18 protein-coding genes and 1 tRNA gene are annotated in these 18,190 nt (G+C 63.5%); 6 read left to right on the forward strand and 13 right to left on the reverse strand.

Annotated elements, in window-relative coordinates; genetic code table 11:
* Positions 1 to 547 (reverse strand): UDP-2,3-diacylglucosamine diphosphatase (locus VSX60_RS03900; RefSeq protein ID WP_327622845.1); only part of this gene is annotated, 547 nt, incomplete at its 3' end.
* A 223-nt stretch (positions 548 to 770) separates the two neighbouring features.
* Between VSX60_RS03900 and VSX60_RS03905 the strand changes: the two genes are divergently transcribed.
* On the forward strand, positions 771 to 3,077 hold the full coding sequence (locus VSX60_RS03905; RefSeq protein WP_327622846.1) for an NADP-dependent malic enzyme: 2,307 nt from the start codon (positions 771 to 773) through the stop codon (positions 3,075 to 3,077).
* A gap of 25 nt (positions 3,078 to 3,102) precedes the next feature.
* On the opposite strand, the gene gltX is transcribed toward VSX60_RS03905, so the two are convergent.
* From gltX to VSX60_RS03925, 4 genes are all read right to left on the reverse strand, one after another.
* Entirely contained in the window at positions 3,103 to 4,476 is a 1,374-nt protein-coding gene (gltX, locus tag VSX60_RS03910) for a glutamate--tRNA ligase (protein ID WP_327622847.1), read from the reverse strand.
* On the reverse strand, positions 4,473 to 5,714 hold the full coding sequence (locus VSX60_RS03915; RefSeq protein ID WP_327622848.1) for an MFS transporter: 1,242 nt from the start codon (positions 5,712 to 5,714) through the stop codon (positions 4,473 to 4,475). Before VSX60_RS03915 ends, gltX begins: the two co-directional genes overlap by 4 nt.
* A 91-nt stretch (positions 5,715 to 5,805) precedes the next feature.
* On the reverse strand, positions 5,806 to 6,105 hold the full coding sequence (locus tag VSX60_RS03920) for a hypothetical protein (RefSeq protein ID WP_327622849.1): 300 nt from the start codon (positions 6,103 to 6,105) through the stop codon (positions 5,806 to 5,808).
* A 1-nt stretch (position 6,106) separates the two neighbouring features.
* A complete protein-coding gene (locus tag VSX60_RS03925; RefSeq protein WP_327622850.1) occupies positions 6,107 to 7,828 on the reverse strand; it encodes an NAD+ synthase in 1,722 nt (573 codons plus the stop codon).
* An 84-nt stretch (positions 7,829 to 7,912) separates the two neighbouring features.
* Between VSX60_RS03925 and VSX60_RS03930 the strand changes: the two genes are divergently transcribed.
* Together VSX60_RS03930 and VSX60_RS03935 are read left to right on the forward strand one after the other, a co-directional pair.
* Entirely contained in the window at positions 7,913 to 8,497 is a 585-nt protein-coding gene (locus VSX60_RS03930; protein WP_327622851.1) for a DUF1003 domain-containing protein, read from the forward strand.
* A gap of 370 nt (positions 8,498 to 8,867) precedes the next feature.
* Positions 8,868 to 9,512, forward strand: a complete 645-nt coding sequence (locus VSX60_RS03935; protein WP_327622852.1) for a DedA family protein — start codon at positions 8,868 to 8,870, stop codon at positions 9,510 to 9,512.
* Positions 9,513 to 9,555: 43 nt separating this feature from the next.
* Here the strand turns inward: VSX60_RS03935 and VSX60_RS03940 are convergent, their stop codons facing one another.
* From VSX60_RS03940 to rpiA, 8 genes are all read right to left on the reverse strand, one after another.
* Entirely contained in the window at positions 9,556 to 10,146 is a 591-nt protein-coding gene (locus VSX60_RS03940; RefSeq protein WP_327622853.1) for a hemerythrin domain-containing protein, read from the reverse strand.
* Positions 10,147 to 10,192: 46 nt separating this feature from the next.
* The gene (locus tag VSX60_RS03945) at positions 10,193 to 10,990 is read right to left on the reverse strand and encodes a DODA-type extradiol aromatic ring-opening family dioxygenase (protein ID WP_327622854.1); all 798 of its coding nucleotides are present in this window, start codon (positions 10,988 to 10,990) and stop codon (positions 10,193 to 10,195) included.
* Positions 10,991 to 11,067: 77 nt separating this feature from the next.
* Positions 11,068 to 11,520: a GFA family protein gene (locus VSX60_RS03950; RefSeq protein ID WP_327622855.1), complete on the reverse strand. Its 453-nt coding sequence runs from the start codon at positions 11,518 to 11,520 to the stop codon at positions 11,068 to 11,070.
* Between the two features lie 34 nt (positions 11,521 to 11,554).
* The gene (locus VSX60_RS03955; RefSeq protein ID WP_327622856.1) at positions 11,555 to 12,934 is read right to left on the reverse strand and encodes a class II 3-deoxy-7-phosphoheptulonate synthase; all 1,380 of its coding nucleotides are present in this window, start codon (positions 12,932 to 12,934) and stop codon (positions 11,555 to 11,557) included.
* A gap of 157 nt (positions 12,935 to 13,091) precedes the next feature.
* Positions 13,092 to 13,727, reverse strand: a complete 636-nt coding sequence (locus VSX60_RS03960; RefSeq protein WP_327622857.1) for a gamma-glutamylcyclotransferase family protein — start codon at positions 13,725 to 13,727, stop codon at positions 13,092 to 13,094.
* Between the two features lie 31 nt (positions 13,728 to 13,758).
* Positions 13,759 to 15,159, reverse strand: coding sequence for a glutathione-disulfide reductase (gor, locus tag VSX60_RS03965; RefSeq protein WP_327622858.1), 1,401 nt, complete (start codon positions 15,157 to 15,159; stop codon positions 13,759 to 13,761).
* A 183-nt stretch (positions 15,160 to 15,342) separates the two neighbouring features.
* The gene (locus VSX60_RS03970) at positions 15,343 to 15,897 is read right to left on the reverse strand and encodes a DUF2059 domain-containing protein (protein ID WP_327622859.1); all 555 of its coding nucleotides are present in this window, start codon (positions 15,895 to 15,897) and stop codon (positions 15,343 to 15,345) included.
* Positions 15,898 to 16,017: 120 nt separating this feature from the next.
* On the reverse strand, positions 16,018 to 16,713 hold the full coding sequence (rpiA, locus tag VSX60_RS03975; protein WP_327622860.1) for a ribose-5-phosphate isomerase RpiA: 696 nt from the start codon (positions 16,711 to 16,713) through the stop codon (positions 16,018 to 16,020).
* Between the two features lie 170 nt (positions 16,714 to 16,883).
* Between rpiA and VSX60_RS03980 the strand changes: the two genes are divergently transcribed.
* The 3 genes from VSX60_RS03980 (at position 16,884) to VSX60_RS03990 (ending at position 18,188) form a co-directional block, all read left to right on the forward strand.
* Positions 16,884 to 17,570, forward strand: a complete 687-nt coding sequence (locus VSX60_RS03980) for an HAD-IA family hydrolase (RefSeq protein ID WP_327622861.1) — start codon at positions 16,884 to 16,886, stop codon at positions 17,568 to 17,570.
* 92 nt (positions 17,571 to 17,662) lie between these two features.
* A tRNA-Val gene (locus tag VSX60_RS03985) sits at positions 17,663 to 17,737 on the forward strand.
* A 235-nt stretch (positions 17,738 to 17,972) separates the two neighbouring features.
* Positions 17,973 to 18,188: a formate dehydrogenase gene (locus VSX60_RS03990; protein WP_327622862.1), complete on the forward strand. Its 216-nt coding sequence runs from the start codon at positions 17,973 to 17,975 to the stop codon at positions 18,186 to 18,188.
* Positions 18,189 to 18,190 lie beyond the last annotated feature (2 nt).

Below are 18,190 nucleotides of genomic sequence, written 5' to 3' on the forward strand. Positions count from 1 at the left end.
AGTTGACGGCGTTCTTCACCTTGAGCTTCGCCCATGACGAGATCGACCAATAGGGGAAGCCCAACCGGCGGCGGACGACGTTGAATACGACATTAATGGCGATCGCGGCGTCATACGCCCAGTCGCCAAGATAGGCGAGAACACGAGCGTTACAGACGACGACATCGAACTCGTCACCATGGATCACGAGAAATTGGCGCCCGTCAGCCATTGTATGGATGTCCGTCAGCTTGACCTCGACGCCGCCGAAATGCTGACCGGGAAAATCACGCAGGATCTCATCGTGATTGCCGGGGATATAGATGATCGTCGCCCCCTTGCGCGCCTTGCGCAGGAGTTTCTGCACGACGTCGTTGTGCGACTGGGGCCAATGCCAGGAGCGCTTCAGGCGCCATCCGTCGACGATGTCGCCGACGAGGTAGATCTTTTCCGCGTCGTGTACCCGGAGGAAGTCGACCAGCATCTCGGCCTGCGCCGCCTTCGAGCCCAGATGGACATCCGATAGAAACAGCGTCCGAAAATGACGTGTCGTGGTCAGCTGGTGCATGGTTGCCGTCCCGTGCATGCGTAGGATACCCCGTCTGCCTGCGTCCGGAATGACCGATTCTGATTGCATCCATGTGACGGGCACCCGCTGGCGTCTGCCCGCGCGCACGGCCAGCCGCCATCAGCCGGTTGCGGGGCGCGGGCGATCGGGTAGAAGAAGCATCGGTCGGGCAAGATCGAGATCGTGCCGGGGACCGTCCGGCGGCTGTGAGGGAGAGAAGATCATGTCCGAAACCGAATCCGGCGCCGAGCGGGCGGCGACCGGCGATCTCGACGAACAGGCGCTGTTCTATCATCGCTATCCCAAGCACGGAAAACTGGCGATCCAGGCGACGAAACCGCTTGGCAACCAGCGCGATCTCGCTCTCGCCTATTCGCCCGGCGTCGCCGCCCCCTGCCGCGAGATCGAGCGCGATCCCTCGCTCGCAGCCGTCTATACCGGCCGCGCCAACCTCGTCGCCGTGGTCTCCAACGGCACCGCCGTGCTCGGGCTCGGCGATATCGGCCCCCTCGCCTCCAAGCCGGTGATGGAGGGCAAGGCGGTTCTGTTCAAGAAATTCGCCGACATCGACGTCTTCGACATCGAGATCGATGCCAGGGAAATCGATCATATCTGCGATGTCGTCGCGGCGCTGGAGCCGACCTTCGGCGGCATCAATCTGGAAGACATCAAGGCACCCGAGTGCTTCGAGGTCGAGGCGCGGCTGCGCGAGCGCATGGGGATTCCGGTCTTTCACGACGATCAGCACGGCACGGCGATCATCGTCGCCGCCGCGATCCGCAACGGCTTGATGCTCGCCGGCAAGAAGCTGGAAGACGCGAAGATCGTCACCTCCGGCGCCGGTGCAGCGGCGATCGCCTGCCTCAACCTCTTGGTCGAACTCGGCGCCAGGCGCGATAACATCACCTGCACCGACATCGAGGGCGTTGTCTACGAGGGGCGCGAAAAGCGCATGGACCGCTGGATGGCGGTCTACGCCAAGAAGACCGACAAGCGCACGCTGGAGGAGGTCATCGAGGGCGCCGACGTCTTCCTCGGCCTTTCGGCTGGCGGTGTGCTCAAGCCGGACTACCTGAAGACGATGGCCGCCAAGCCGATGATCATGGCGCTCGCCAATCCGACGCCGGAGATCATGCCAAGCCTCGCCAGAGAGGTCCGGCCCGACGCGATGATCTGTACCGGGCGGTCGGATTTCCCCAACCAGGTCAACAACGTTCTCTGCTTCCCCTATATCTTCCGCGGCGCGCTCGACTGCGGGGCGACCGCCATCACCGAAGGCATGAAGACCGCCGCCGTCGACGCGATCGCTTCGCTGGCGCGCGAGGAAGTTTCGGAAGTGGCCGCCAAGGCCTACGGCTCGGATACGCCGGTGTTCGGCCCCGACTATCTGATCCCGGCGCCGTTCGATCCCCGGCTGATCCTGAAGATCGCTCCGGCCGTAGCCAAGGCCGCCGAGGCCGACGGCGTCGCCACGCGGCCCATCACCGACATGCCGGCCTATGTCGACCGGCTGAACCGCTTCGTCTTCCGCTCCGGCCTGATCATGAAGCCGATCTTCCGGATCGCCAGGGATTCGGGCAAGCGGGTGATCTTTTCCGATGGCGAGGACGAGCGGGTGCTGCGGGCCGCGCAGGTTCTGCTTGAAGAAAAGCTCTGCGCGCCGATCCTGATCGGGCGACCGAGCGTGATCGCATCGCGCCTCGAGCGCTATGGGCTGCGCATCAGGCCGGGCGAGGATTTCGAGGTGGTCAATCCGGAAGACGATCCGCGCTACCGCGACTATGTCGATCATTATTTCGGCAAGGTCGGTCGCAAGGGCGTCAATCCGGATACCGCCCGCACGATCGTGCGCACCAATACGACCGTGATCGGCGCAGTCGCCGTCTCGCGTGGCGAGGCCGATGCGCTGCTCTGCGGCCTGGAGGGCCGGTTTCCGCACCACGTCCGCGACATCAGCCAGGTCCTCGGCGTCGTAGACGGCGTCAGGAAATTCGCGGCGATGAGCATCCTCATCTCCCAGATGGGCACGAAGTTCTTCGTCGATACCTATGTCCAGCGCGATCCGTCAGCAGAGGATCTGGCGGAGATGACGATGCTCGCGGCGGCCGAAATCCGGCGCTTCGGCATCGATCCGAAGGGAGCTCTCGTTTCCCATTCGAACTTCGGTTCGGACGACACTGAGTCGACGCGGAAAATGCGCCAGGCCGTTGCGGTTCTGCGGCGGCTGGCACCGGACATCGAAGTCGACGGCGAAATGCACGGCGACGCGGCGCTCAGCGAGGCGACGCGTCAGCGCATCATGCCCGAGTCGACCCTGAAGGGCGAAGCCAACCTGCTGATCTTCCCCAGTCTCGACGCGGCGAATATCACCCTCAACGTCGTGAAGACGATGACCGATTCGCTGCATGTTGGGCCGATCCTGCTCGGCGCCGCCTCGCCCGCTCACGTCCTGACGCCGTCCGTCACCTCGCGCGGTATCGTCAACATGGCGGCGATCGCCACGGCCGAGGCGGTGCAGCGCGGCGGCTGAGGACCACGCACGCGGGAACGGCCGATCAGGAAAGGCGGGCGATGGTTCTTTCCCTGCCGATAAGTGGCAGCAGCGCGGCCAGTTCCGGCCCATGGTCGAGGCCGGTAAGTGCCAGCCGCAACGGCATGAACAGCGGCTTGCCCTTGCGCCCTGTCGCCTCTTTCACCCGGCCCGTCCATTCGCGCCAGGTCTCGGGGCCAAAGTAGCCTTCCGGCAAAAGCTCCCGTGCGGCTTCGACAATGGCTTGGTCGTCGTAGGACAGGTCCGGCTTGTCGGCCAAATCGCCGAAAACAACGCGCGCCCATTCGGCGGAATCAGCCAGCTTTGCGCAATTGCCACGCACGGCCTGCCAGAACATTTCGCCCCGCTCGTCCGGCACGCCCATGGCTGCGAGGCGGTCGGCAACAGCCGCGTAAGGCAGCGCGTGGACGATCTCGCCATTCAGCCGGTCGAGTTCGCCGGGATCGAATTTCGAGGCGGATGGCGAGACATCCTCGAAGCGCAAACGTTCGGCCAAGGCGGCGAGATCCGACATCGGCTCGATCGAACCGGACAGACCGACCAGAACCGCCAGCGAGGCGACGGCCATCGGCTCGTAGCCGGATTCGCGCAACGACTTGAGCGACAGGGCGCCGGTGCGTTTCGATAGCCCCTCACCGCCGATCGCGGTCAGCAGATTGTGGTGGCCGAAGACCGGCGCATCGAGGCCCAATGCACGGAAGATGGCGATTTGGACGCCGGTGTTGGTGACGTGATCGTCGCCGCGAATGACATGGGTGACACCCGTTTCGCCGTCGTCGACGATCGAGGGAAGCGTGTAGAGATAGCTGCCGTCCCCGCGCATCAGGACGGGGTCGGACAACGAGCCGAGATCGACCGTCTGCGGGCCGCGAATGAGGTCGTCCCAGTGGATGTCGGTGCGCTGCGGCGCGTGCGGATCGGAGGCGAAGTTCGGCAGCAGGAATCGCCAGTGCGGACGACGCCCCTCCGCCTCGAAGACCTGCTTCTCCGCGTTCGACAGTCGCAACGCCTCGCGGCCGTAGACCGGCGGCAGATTGCGCGCCGCCAAGCGTTTGCGCTTGCGGTCCAACTCGTCCGGGGTCTCGTAGCAGGGATAGAGAAGCCCGGCCTGCTTCAGCCGCGCGGCCGCGGCGGCATAATGGTCGAGCCGCTCCGACTGCCGGATAACCGCATGCGGCGCGATCCCGATCCAGGCGAGATCGGTCTCGATCATGTCGGCGAATTCCCGGCGCGACCGCTCTGCGTCAGTGTCGTCAAAGCGCAGGACGAAACGTCCGCTATTCTTCTCGGCGAACAGCCAGTTGAACAGCGCGGTGCGCAGATTGCCGATATGGAGGTGCCCGGTGGGCGACGGGGCGAAACGAACGATGACGGTCATCGCTCTGCCCTACTGAACCCGGACGTCGCTGGCAATCGGCGGAGCCGGCGAGAGACGCCGGTCAGAACCAGCGTGATCGCCGCACAAAAGACCGCCATGAGATTGATCAGGAGTGGATAAGGAACGCCGAGATCCATCAGGATGCCGCTCAGCCCCGGCCCGAGGGCGCTTCCGAACACCATGACCGCGAGGACCAGCGAGCGAACCGCGCCGAGATGGCGCACGCCATAGATCTCGGGCCACAAGGCGCCGAAGAGCGTCGCCGCGAAACCGTTGGAGATGCCGAGAAACATCATGAAGACGAAGATCGAGGCCTCGGCGGTAAAATTGGCGGCGACCAAGGTGGCGAAGGTCATCGGGATCAAGAAGAACGGCAGCAGCCGCACGGCAGAGAAGCGGTCGATCAGCCAGCCGCAGACGAGCGCGAACACCACCGTCGTCGCCGACATCACCGCAAAGCCGGAGGCGAACAGCTCCAGCGGCCAGCCGCGCAATTCGGTCAGATAGACCTGGTGGAAGAACAACGTCGTGCCGATGAAGGACGGCGCCACGACGCCCATCGCGAGAAGATAGAAGGTCGGGCTCCGGAGAACCTGTGCGACGGTCCAGTCGGGCACGTCCGATTGCGGCGCGCCGGCCGGCTCCAGCGACAGCGGATCGCGCTCACGATTGGTCAGCAGCGTGATGGCCGGCAGCGCCACGAGCAGCAAGACGATCGCGCTTGCCACCCATGCGCCCCGCCAGCCGATCATTCCCGCGCTCATCACGAAAAGAAGCGGCAACAGCGCTTCGCCGGCCTGGAACCCGGGGGTGACGAGCGATATCGCCCGGCCCCGATTGGCCACGAACCACCGGCCGGTGGCGGTGAATGCCGTCTGGCTCATCATACCCTGCCCGAACAGGCGCAACAGGTAGATCGAAAGCAGCAGAAACGGCACAGACGACGACCAGGACAGAAACAGTGTGGCAGCGGCGAGACCGGTGATCGTGCCCGCCGCCACATGCCAGGTCCGAAACCTGTCGAGGAGGCGGCCGAGAAACGGCAGCGTCGCCGCGCTGCCGAGCGTCGCCATCATGTAGATCAGGCCGAATTCGCCGTTGGTCAGGTCGAACTCACGGCGGATCTCGCCATTCGACAGCGCGATGAAGAATGTCTGGCCGAAGGACGAGAAGAAGCAGAGCAGGAAACCGCCGCCGAGCCAACGCCCATTGCGGCCGATGAACGAGAGGAAGGTCATGGATGGTCCGGTCGGCATGGGCGGTGCGGCCCCTGCCGCAACGATCCCTTCACCTGCCATATCACCCTTCTAGGGGCTAACTCCAAGCGGATCAGACGGCCAAGCCGACCGGCGAGCCAGTGGCCAGCAGCCAGCCGAAGAGCAGCAACCCGGCGGCGATGAAGACGACGCCGAAAATGAGCTGCCGCGCGGCGTAGCGCCGCTCGGGATCCAACTCCGCCCCAAACGCATCGCGCTTCATCACCCGAAAATAATCGCCGAACTGGAAGCTCGGCCGGTGCCCGGCGACCTTCCAGATCCGCCGCATCGCCAGGAAATAGCGCAGCAGAAACAGCGCGCCGACCGCAAGCGTGGCGGTTGCGATGGTGTCGAGCGGCGGGATCTCGAACATCTCACGCACCATCCCGAAAGCGATTGGTGATCGGATAGCGGCGGTCGCGACCAAAATTCTTGCGCGTCACCTTCACCCCCGGCGCCGATTGCCGGCGCTTGTATTCGGCGATGTAGAGAAGCCGCTCGATGTGGCGCACGGTGTCCCGGTCGAAGCCACGCTCGACCAGCTCGTCGACGCCGCCATCATGCTCGACGAGATGCTGAAGGATCGCATCGAGGACCTCGTAGGGCGGCAGCGAATCCTCGTCCTTCTGATCCTCGCGCAGCTCCGCCGACGGCGGCTTGTCGATGATTCGCTCGGGAATCACGATGCCGTCCGGCCCGAGACATTCTTTCGGCCGGTGCATGTTGCGCCAGCGTGCCAGGCGAAACACCTCGGTCTTGTAGAGATCCTTGATCGGATTGAAGCCGCCGTTCATGTCGCCGTAGAGCGTGGCGTAGCCGACGCTCATCTCGCTCTTGTTGCCGGTTGTGACGACCATGGAGCCGAACTTGTTGGAGATCGCCATCAGGATGGTTCCGCGCGTGCGGCTTTGGAGATTTTCCTCGGTGATGTCGGCTGGCCGGCCGGCGAACATCTCGGCCAATGCGCTGGTGAATCCCTCCACGGGATCGGCGATCGGCACGATGTCGTAGCGCACGCCGAGCGCCTCGGCACAGGCCGCCGCATCCTCCAGGCTGGTCTCGGTCGTGTAGCGATAGGGCAGCATGACACAGTGGACGCGCTCCGCGCCCAGCGCATCGACGGCGAGAGCCGCGACGATCGCCGAATCGATGCCGCCGGACAGTCCAAGCACGACGGATTTGAAGCCGTTCTTGTCGACATAATCGCGCAGGCCCAGCACACAGGCGCGCCATACCGCCTCGTCCGCGTCCGGCATCGCCGCCGTCTCGCCGTTCTGGCAAGCCCAGCCCGTCTCCCCTCTTTGCCATTCGGTGAGGTAAACGCCGGATTCCAGCCTCGGCAGCTGGAAAGCGAGGCTCCGATCACCGTTGAAGGCGAAGGAACCGCCGTCGAAGACGAGATCGTCCTGTCCGCCGACCTGGTTGGCATAGACCAGCGGGAGGTCGGTCTCGATCACCTGGCGCAATGCTACCTGATGCCGAACGTCCATCTTGCCGCGGTAAAACGGCGAACCATTCGGCACCATCAAGATCTCGGCGCCCGATTCGGCCAGCGTCTCGCCGACGCCGAGGTCGCCCCAGATGTCCTCGCACACTGGAATGCCAAGCCTGAGGCCACGAAAATTCACCGGGCCCGGCATATCGCCAGCCTGAAACACCCGCTTTTCGTCGAACTCGCCATAGTTCGGCAGATCCACCTTGGAGCGCCAGGTGACGACGCGACCTTGATCGAGGACGGCCACGGCGTTGAACAGCCCCTCCCCGGTGCGCAGCGGACACCCGATCACCACGCCGGGGCCGCCATCCGCCGTATCTCTCGCCAGCGCCTCGACTGCTTCCAAACAGGCTTCGATGAAAGCCGGCTTGAGTACGAGATCCTCGGGCGGATAGCCGGCGATGAAGAGCTCTGTGAAAAGGATCAGGTCGGCGCCCTCGGCCGCCGCCGCGGCCCTGGCATTGCGGGCCATCGCGAGATTGCCCGCCACATCGCCAACGGTGGGGTTCAACTGGGCGATGGCCAGCTTCAAATGGTCGTCGATAGCTTTCACGGCCTTGCCCGGCTCCCTTGCGAAATCATGCAAACGGACGAATGGCATATCCGAAACCGTCAACCGGCCTCATAACAAGCCGCGTCGGAGGGCGCGAGCCCGTTCGTCCCAAACTCGCCAAGGAGGAGAGCCATGCCGATCAGCAATCACCGCAATGCGGCCACGCGATGGTTCGGCCGGTCAGCCGACCTGTTGCTGCCCATCGAACGGCGGATTCTGGAAAGCGCACGGCAGGGCACGACCATCGCCCGCGATGTCAACGCCCATTTCAAGGCGCAGTCGACTGTCGGCGAGCGGCTGTCCGACCGCATCGCCGAAATAGGAGGTTCCTGGAGCTTTATCCTCAGCTTCCTGGGTTTCCTGGTGCTGTGGGTCATCGTCAACACAGTGCTTCTGACGCGCCAATCCTTCGACCCCTATCCGTTCATCTTCCTCAACCTGATCCTGTCCATGCTCGCTGCCATTCAGGCGCCGATCATCATGATGTCGCAAAACCGGGCGGCGGCGCGGGACCGGCTGGATGCGAGCCACAATTACGAAGTGAACCTCAAGGCGGAGATCGAAATCCTCGCGCTGCATGACAAATTCGACGCGATACGCGATGCCGAGCTGAAGCAGATCGCCGAGACGCTGGTTCGCATCACCGACCGGCTGGCCCGGTTGGAAGGCGCAGGCAGCAGCGTTTCGAACAGCACTCTCGGGAGCCCGCCGACTTGAGCGGCATCGTCCATCGGGTTGCCCTTGTTCTGTATGCTCAATGCCCTGTCGGCGGCAGTTTGGACCGGGCTATTCGTCTCGTTGGGATGGACTTTCGGCCTCGCGGCCGAAACGGTTCTGCGGCGCCTGTTCGCGCGGCACCAAGGTTTTGTGCTGGCGGGTATCGCGCTGGTACTGACGGCGGGGCATTTGGGCGGATTTTTCGTGAAGCGGCGGAGGCGTAGGAGCGAAGCTGGGGATTGAGAATGCCGCCTTCCCCCGAAAGCCACTTTCTTGCGCCGTAAAACTCTGCGACAAGCGCGCCACGTCGAACTGCGACGGGACGTTCGATCGCGCCTAGGCCGTCGCACTCCTGACGCGCGGAGCCGCTGTGTACGAAATCCTGAGCCTCATCGGACAGTTCGGACCGATCATCGTCCTGGCCGGAACCTTCTTCGAGGGCGAGGTCTTCGCGATCATCGGCGGCTTTCTGGCCTATCGCGGATCCTATCCGTTCGAGATGATGATCGCGCTGGCCTTCGCCGGTTCTTTCGTCGGCGATCTCTCGGTCTTCCTGTTCGCTCGTTTTTCATCGAATCACCGTTGGGTGGCGCGGTGGCGCAGCCGGCGGAAATTCGCCAAGGCGCTCGAATTGGTCGAGCGCTACCAGGCCTATTTCGTCATCGTGAATCGGTATATCTACGGCTTACGAATGCCAGGTCTCATCGCCCTCGGCCTGTCGCGGATCTCGATCACGCGCTTCGTCCTGCTCAACCTGTTCGGCGCGGCGCTCTGGGCCGGCATCTTCACGACGGTCGGCTACGTCTTCGGCTACTCGATCGGCTCGGTCTTCGCACATCTCCAAGTAATGGAACGTGGCGTCGGAATCGTGCTGATCGTCATCGCGGTGGCGCTTGCCGGCTGGTTCGCATGGCGCCAGTGGGGTCCGGTTTTCATGCGACGCGCGCGGAACCGGCGCGGTGAGCGATTGGCGCCCGGCTCGAAGCGTCGTCCCACCGATCCCGACCTGCGATAATCGGGTTCGATCACCGCAGCTTGGTTCGACGCTTTCCGTCCGCTCAAATCCCGATCGCGGCCTCTCCACGGTCGAGAATCAGAGGAATGATCAGATCCTCCTCGTCGGCGAGATGCCGCACCAGGCGGTTCAACAACCGCTCGCTGGCATCGGCATAAGCGTCTGAGGCCCTGCGCGCGTCGTCACGGGGCCCGCCGGGGCCGATCTCAATCGCCAGGAAACGATTGGCCGTCTCAGCCGTGGCCAGAAGGTCCTGGTGAATCACATCGTGATCGGCCTCGAGCAATTCGAATCCGTGAGCGAGCTTGTGTTCCGCGCGCTGAAACACCGGAAAATAATGCTGATCCTCGATCCCGTGGTGGTCTTCCAGCTGGGTGAGGAAGAACTGCAGCCGCGGCGCGAACCACTGCCGAAAGGGGCCCATCGCGACCGTGCCCTCGCGCTGCTGGGACAACGCCCCTTGAAGAGCGGCGCCAAGCTCGCGGAACATGTCGTGCCGCTGCAGCCAGAAGCGCGCCGTTGCGCCGAGATTTTGATGCCCCGTCCATATCTCGCGTGGATAGCGATCCAGCAAGTCGCGCAAATCCGCCGGCAGTCCGGTGCGGGTATCGAGATCGAAAACACTCTGGTCCATCGGACAGGCGATTGCCCCCATTCCCTTCCGCTTTGCCGTAGTCTCCTCAGGCGAAGGCAAAGGCCTCCATGGAGAGCACGCCGAAATCGCGGCTGCCATGCAGCTTCCTGGCGGTCGCATCCGCTCCACCCGCACCGATCGCCACGTATAGCGGCATCAGATGTTCGTCGGTCGGATGATTCTCAACCGCAAAAGGTGCCCTCGCCCGATAATCGGTAAGGGCCTCGCGGTCGCCTGCGACGACGCGCTCGCTCATCCAGTCGGCGAAATCGGCAACCCAGGCCGGCGTTTCGGCCTGCCGCTCGCTTTGCTGCATCCGCGCGAACGCCTCGCGCAGATTGTGGGTGAACGAGCCCGACCCGATGATCAGAATGTCCTCATCACGAAGCGGCTCCAGCGCCGCTCCGAGCGCGAGGTGATGTGCGGGTTCTTGCGTCGGATCGACCGAGACTTGCACGACGGGGATATCCGCATCCGGATAAGCGAGGATCAGCGGCACCCAGGTGCCGTGATCGAAGCCGCGTCCGGTCGCGGCCTCCGCCGCGAAGTCATCATCCGTGAGTGCCTTTACGATGCGACTGGCGAGCGCCGGATCGCCCGGGGCCGCATAGCGCATCTCATAGAGGCGCCGATCGAAACCGCCAAAATCGTAAATCGTCTCCGGCCGTTCATCGCCTGACACGAGAACCCCGTTCTCTGCTTCGAAATGCGCGCTGGCGACGACGATCGCCCTGGGGCGCGGCAGGTCCGCAGCCAGGGTGCGCAGAAACCGTGCATCCTCGGTCTCGGCAATCGCGATATCGGGCGATCCGTGGGAAATGAAGAGGCTGGGAAAAGACGCCATCAGGCAACTCCGTTGATCACCGCGAAGCTAATGCTGCTCCGGCGGTACCGTTAGCCACCTGAAAGCCGACGCAGCGTTTACCGTTCGCGGTCGTTCTCACCGGCTCTAAGGGAGCCGACCACCGTTCGGCCATCGCGTTCGGGAAATTGCTCCAGCCCGTCGCCGATGTCGTAGAAATCGGCCTTGCTGGCCGTGAAGATATGATGCGATGGGACGAGGCGGCTCGGCTGGTCGAACGCCCCGGCCAGGATCGAGGTCTGGTCGAGGCCGTCGTGCTTCCAAAACAGCAGCGTGCCGCAGGTGGAGCAAAAGCCGCGCCGCGCTTCGGGCGACGACCGGTACCAGGCGAGCGTCTCGCCGATGACCGCCAGTTGGTCGTCAGTGACGCTTGTCGCGGCATAATGGAGACCGGATTGCCGGCGGCATTGATCGCAATGACAGAAGATGACCGGTCTGACCGATCCCCGGGTCTCGAACCGGACGCCGCCACAGAGACAGCGTCCGGTACGAATTGTCTCACCCGTCGGCATCACCAACTCCTGAGCCCCAGTCTCCGGCTGCGCGTTAGAAATTCGCTGCCTGCTTTGGCGCGTTAGCGGCCTGATCCTTCTTGAGAAGCTCGGCGACCAGGAACGCGAGTTCCAGCGCCTGATTGGCATTCAGTCGCGGATCGCAATGGGTGTGGTAGCGGTCCGAAAGATCCTCGGCCAAAACCGGCCGCGCGCCGCCGGTGCATTCGGTCACGTCCTTGCCGGTCATCTCGATATGGATGCCGCCGGCATGGGTTCCCTCGGCCCGGTGGACGTCGAAGAACCCTTGCACCTCGGCGAGAATCCGGTCGAACGGCCGCGTCTTGTAATGGTTGAGCGTTATGGTGTTGCCATGCATCGGATCGCATGACCAGACCACCTTGCGTCCCTCTTTCTCGACGGCGCGGATCAGCTTCGGCAGATGCGCCTCGACCTTCTCATGGCCGAAACGCGTGATCAGCGTCAGCCGGCCTGCCTTGTTCTCCGGATTCAGCTTGTCGATCAGCCGCAGCAATCCATCGGCTTCCATCGAGGGGCCGCATTTCAGGCCGACCGGGTTCTTGATCCCCCGGCAATATTCGACATGCGCATGATCTTCCTGGCGGGTGCGGTCGCCGATCCAGATCATGTGACCGGAGGTCGCGTACCAGTCGCCGGAGGTCGAATCGACGCGCGTGAACGCCTCCTCATAGCCAAGCAACAGCGCTTCGTGGCTGGTGAAAAAATCGGTCTCGCGCAGCGAAGGATGGCTCTCCGCGTCGATACCGATCGCGCGCATGAAATTCATCGTCTCGGAGATCCGGTCCGCGAGCTGGCGATAACGCTCCGCCTCGGGGCTGCCGGCAACGAAGCCGAGCATCCACTGGTGGACATTGTCGAGATTGGCATAGCCGCCCTGCGCAAAGGCTCTGAGCAGGTTCATCGTCGCGGCCGACTGGCGGTAGGCCATCACCTGCCGCTCCGGGTTCGGTATGCGCGAGGCCTCGTCGAAATCGATGCCGTTGATGATGTCGCCGCGATAGGAGGGAAGCGTCTTGCCGTCCTTGGTCTCGCTGCCGGAGGAGCGCGGCTTGGCGAACTGGCCCCCGATGCGTCCGATCTTGACCACCGGCTGCGCCGCGGCAAACGTCAGCACCACCGCCATCTGCAGGAAGGCGCGGAAGAAATCGCGGATGTTGTCGGCACCGTGTTCGGCGAAGCTCTCGGCGCAGTCGCCGCCCTGCAGCAGGAAGGCCCGGCCTTCGGCAACCTCGCCGAGGGCGCGTGTCAGCTTGCGGGCCTCACCTGCAAAAACCAACGGCGGAAAGCTCGCCAGACGCTTTTCGGTTTCCGCCAGCGCCATCGGGTCCGGATAGTCCGGCACCTGCTCGATGGGCATTGAGCGCCAGCTCGATGGTGTCCAGTCCTTCGCCATAACCATGTCTCCTGACCGGGCATCTCCCGGTCGTCTCTTGTCTCGTCGTGATCCGAAATCGCGGCTGTCAGGCTCGCTCGCCTCGACACGCCGGCGGCGTTTAAACATTTCTACGCCGCTTTGTCATCCTTTGCACAGCGCCAGTCTCGGGGTGGCTTCAATCCGGATCGACGAAGCGCGCGCCGCGATCGACCACGAGGCGGTCAAAAAGATCCGCCTCATGCCGGTCCAGACTGACCGCTCGCGGATAACGCGGCGCTGCCCGATCGCGCAGTATGGCTGTCTCGAAGCCATGCGTCTCATTGACGAAACGCCGCAATCCGGCGGCACCGTAGAGCGTACGGAACCCTTGCATGACCGCGTCGAGATAGCTCTGCAGGATAGCCGCCTGCATATCGCTGGCATCGGCCGCGCCGCGATGCGCCTCGTAGATATAGAGCGGCACGCCGGTGACCGGCGGCGTCTCGATTTGAAGGCGAGCGAGATCGACGATACGGCGACTGTAGCCGGCTTCGCGTTCGTCCACCGATGGCAGATGGTCGGCGAGATCGTAGACCACCACGCCTTCGACCGCATGGGTGTCGGATGGATGGACCGATAGCAGCGCCATCGCGGCGCTCGCCTCGCGCGGTAGCCAGAACCTCCGCCAGCCCTCGACGCGGGCACGGCGAATGCCGAGAAACTTGGTGCGCAAGGTGCGCCGGTTGACCAATGACCCATAGCCAAAATAGGCGACAATACGCCCCTCGGCTGCGAGGCGCGGAAGGTCCGGATGATCGTCGTGGATGTCCATTGAAACGGCTCTACCGGGTCATCGCGGCGGATCAGGCGGCGACCTTTTCGCCCCTGCGGATCCGGTAGTTCGGCTCGTACATCGTCACCAGTTCCTCGGCTGCTGTCGGATGCACGGCCATGGTCGCGTCGAACTGAGACTTCTTCACACATGCCTTGATGGCGATGCCGATCAACTGCGCCGTTTCGCCTGCCTCCGGCCCCAGAATATGGGCCCCGACCACGGTGTCGTCGTCCGCGTTCACGACGAGCTTGATGAGCATCCGGTCGGGCCGGCCGGCCAGGATGTTCCGCATCGGCCGGAAGATCGTCTTGTAGACGTCGAAATTCTCGAGGTTCTTTTCCGCCTCGTCTTCCGACATGCCGACCGTCGCGATCTGCGGATGCGAAAAGACGGCCGTGGGGATATTGACGTAGTCCGGCTGCGTCGGATTGTCCTTGAAGACAGTTTCGATGAAGCACATCGCCTCGTGGATCGCCACTGGCGTCAGCGGAACCCGGCCGATCACGTCGCCGAGCGCGTAGACATTGTCGGCGCTGGTCTTCAGGTGCTCATCGACAAGGACGCAGCCTTTTCTATCCATTTGCACGCCCGCCTTGTCGAGGCCGAGCTTCTCCGTGCTCGGCAAGCGCCCGAGAGCCAGCATGATCTGGTCGCCCTCCCAGAAGGACCCATCCGACAAGGCGGCGCGAAGCCCGCCGTCGTCATTGCGTTCCACCTTTTCGAAGACCGTCTTGGTGATGATCTTGATGCCCTTGTTCTCAAGCTCGGCGTGCAACAGGCGGCGGACATCCATGTCGAAGTGCTGCAGAATTTCCAGGCCCCGGTAGAGCACCGTGACCTCGACGCCGAGGGCGTTGAAAATGCAGGCAAACTCGATGGCGATATAGCCGCCGCCGGCGATAATGATCTTTTTGGGCAATTCGGCGAGATCGAAGGCCGCATCCGAAGTGATGCAGAGTTCGTGCCCCTCCAGTGCATCATGCGGATTGGGGTAACCGCCGACGGCGATCAACACCTTGTCGGCGGTGACCGTGCGATCCGCATTGACCAGGCGAATCGTGTGGGCATCGTCGAACACGGCAGTGTCGCGGAGAATTTCAACGCCGGCCTTTTCCAGGTTGGCCTGGTAGATGCCATTGAGGCGGCGAACCTCGGCATCGCGGTTCCGCTTCAGCACGTTCCAGTCGAAAGAAGTCTCGCCAATCGTCCAGCCATAGCCGGCGGCGTCTTCGAAATGTTCGGCGTATTCGCCAGCATAGACCATCAGCTTCTTCGGCACACAGCCGCGATTGACGCAGGTTCCACCGAGATCGTCATATTCGGCGACGGCCACCCGATGTCCCATCTGAGCGGCAAGGCGCGCGGCGCGAACGCCGCCCGAGCCACCGCCAATGACGAAGAGGTCGTAGTCATATGATGTCTGGGTCACGGGAGAATTCCGTCTGTTGCAACCATTGCCGGATCGAGTGTCACCAGCCGGCGCGAGAAAAGATTCGGTCGGCCGCGGCCCCGTCCAGCATTGCCGTTAGCAAAAAGGGCGGCCGAATGACCACCCTTTTCGCATCATCGGCCGGTTGCCGTTTTCGTGAAGCCCTCGAAGGGCGCTGCTCTCTTACTGGGCCGGGGTCGCAGCATCCGCACCCGCTGCGGCCGGAGCCGCATTCGCCGTCGGGGCGATCTGGCGTATGCCCTCGATCGCGCTCTCGCGCAGATCCCGCACGATGCCATTGCTCCAGACCTCGGCGGCGCCGACCATTTCGCGTGTCGCCGCAGGCCCTTGCGCCAACAGCTTCTTGCCGGCTTCCGAGTTGTAGAACTGAGCGATCTGCTGCAATTCCTCCTCGGTGAACAGCTTGGCATAGACGCGCGCGACCTCGTTCTCGAGATCGCCGCGCCGCGGCGCGAGCGCCAGTGCCCTTTCGTCCACCATGTCGGATATCTCGGTCTGGCGGTCGGGATTGTTGCCGATCAATTCGGACTTGATCTGCGTCGCGGCGTTGAGAAGGATATTGTCGAACTGGTCCGTCGCGGCAATTGCCTCGAGCGCCGCGCGGGCGGCGGCGAGGTGCGAGTCCGAGATGTCCTGTGCAAGCGCCGTTGCCGGCAGCATCAAGACCACAGCCGCGACCATCAGGCGGGTCCGGCGCGTCAATTCGCTGAAGATCATGAAACCTATGTCTCCGTTCGATTTCTCTCGCGCGCCGATCCGGCTGCCGCATCTGGCGCTTGAGTATTGGATTTCGATGCGTTCTGGCAAGGGCGGCCGCCGGCCGCATGGCGAGACGGCTTACGCGGTCAGGGTCTCGATCCCGCGTTCGGACGCAAGGATCGCCTCGCTCGCCAAACCGATGAAGAGGCCGTGCTCGACGACACCAGGAACCTGGTGCAGCGCCTGCGAGAGCGCTTCTGGATCGGGAATGCGGCCAAAAGATGCGTCGAGAATCAAATGCCCACTGTCCGTGATGAAGGGATCCGCGCCGCGCCGCCGAAGGATCATGTCGCCCTCGAGCCCGAGGCTGGCCGCGGCCTTCTGGATGGCGAGATAGGTTGCCATCATTCCGAAGCCGTTGATTTCGATCGGCAGCGGAAAGGCGCCGAGTGTTTCGACTTTCTTGGAAGCGTCGGCGATCACCAGCATCCGGTCGGAGGCGGCCGCAACGATCTTCTCGCGCAACAGTGCCCCGCCGCCGCCCTTGATGAGCCGCAATTGGCCGTCGACTTCATCGGCGCCGTCGATGGTCAAATCGAGTTGCGGCACGGTCTCCAGAGTTGCGGTCGGAACCCCGAGTTCACGGCAAAGCGCTTCCGTGCGGTCCGATGTCGTGACGCCGATCACGTCAAGTCCGGCATGCACACGATCGGCGAGAACCCGGACGAAGGCTTCGGCCGTCGATCCCGTGCCGATGCCCAGGCGCATGCCATCCTCGACATAGCCGAGAGCTGCCTCGCCCACCATGGCCTTCAGTTTCGCCGGTTCCGTCATCAGCCCTAGGTTCCTCCTTGATCAGGTGGCTCCTCTAGCCTTTATCGACTCGGCTGTCGATCAACCGGCCCCCGCGCAGCCAGTTGACCGCCGAAGCGCGTCGGGCGAAGGGTCCGCGTGGCCGACGATGGAAACGTTGCGACCGGAAGGGCATGAGGAGTCATTCATTCATGGCGAAAGTCGCTGTCTTCGATCTCGACGGAACGCTGGTCGATACCGCGCCGGACCTCGCCGCGAGCCTCAACCATTGTCTTGCGGCAGCCCGGATGCCGACGATGTCCCTCGACATGATCCGTCCCTATGCCGGACACGGCGCCCGCATCATGCTGCACGAAGCCTATCGACGCGACGGCCGTCCTCTTGCTGATGAGGAACTGAAAGAGCAGACCGCCCGGTTCCTGGCGCATTACGAGGCGAACATCGCCGTCACCTCGGTGCCGTTTCCCGGCGCCGTCGCAGCGATGGACCGGCTGGCGGAATCCGGCTTCAAGCTCGCCATCTGTACCAACAAATACGAGCGCCTCGCGCAGTTGCTCTTGTCCGAAATCGCCCTCGCCGACCGTTTCGCGGCGATTTGCGGATCCGATACCTTTGCCCGGCGCAAGCCCGACCCCTCGCATCTGATCGGGACGATCGAACGGGCCGGCGGACGCTGCGACGCGTCGATCATGATCGGCGACACGTCGACCGATATCGACGCGGCCGCCGCGGCTGGCATCCCATCGATCCTTGTGGATTTCGGCTATGCGCCGGATGCGAAGGCCCGCGCCCGGGCAAGCTTCATTCTCGACGATTACGCGAACCTGGACGCAGCGCTCGCCGGCCGTCTGATCGGCTCGCCCACTCACGTAGCCTAAATCCTGGCGCCGTCCCCACGCGGGATGTTGACGAGCAGGACCCGACGGCTCTATATCGCCGCACCTTCCCGGCGGCTACGGTCGCCCAGGCGGGGCGCGTAGCTCAGCGGGAGAGCACCTCGTTCACACCGAGGGGGTCACAGGTTCAATCCCTGTCGCGCCCACCATTTCTTTCAGTGAGTTAGATTAGCTTGGCTGCCAGCCAACATTGGCTTCCCCATCCCGATTGCCCCACCGTTTCAGGCGACTTTGCGTCGCCGACCTGCCCGCGAATTGAACGCAAACATCGCGTAAATCGCGGCATGTCGGGGTGGAGCGAGCATATTACATAACGCTAATCTAGACATGCGAATCTGGAGCGATATGTCCGCACGAACCGAGTGGGTCAGAGTGGAGGTTACGATGGACAATCTTCCGGACAATCCGAAGCGCGGCGCTGCCGCGGTGTCGCGAAGCCGCCGCGCCTTTTTACGCGGGATTTCCGGGAGCGGCTTGGTGGTGGGCGCTCTCGTTGTCGGTGGCGACGCGGGGGCTGAGGAGCCTCTTAGCGACGGGGGCGAAGAGGGATATCGGGAGAACGCCCATATCCGTCGGTTTTACGAGCTTTCCCGCTTCTGAGA

It is taken from the genome of Aurantimonas sp. A3-2-R12 (genome assembly GCF_036016755.1).
Classification (GTDB): Bacteria; Pseudomonadota; Alphaproteobacteria; order Rhizobiales; family Rhizobiaceae; genus Aurantimonas; species Aurantimonas coralicida_A.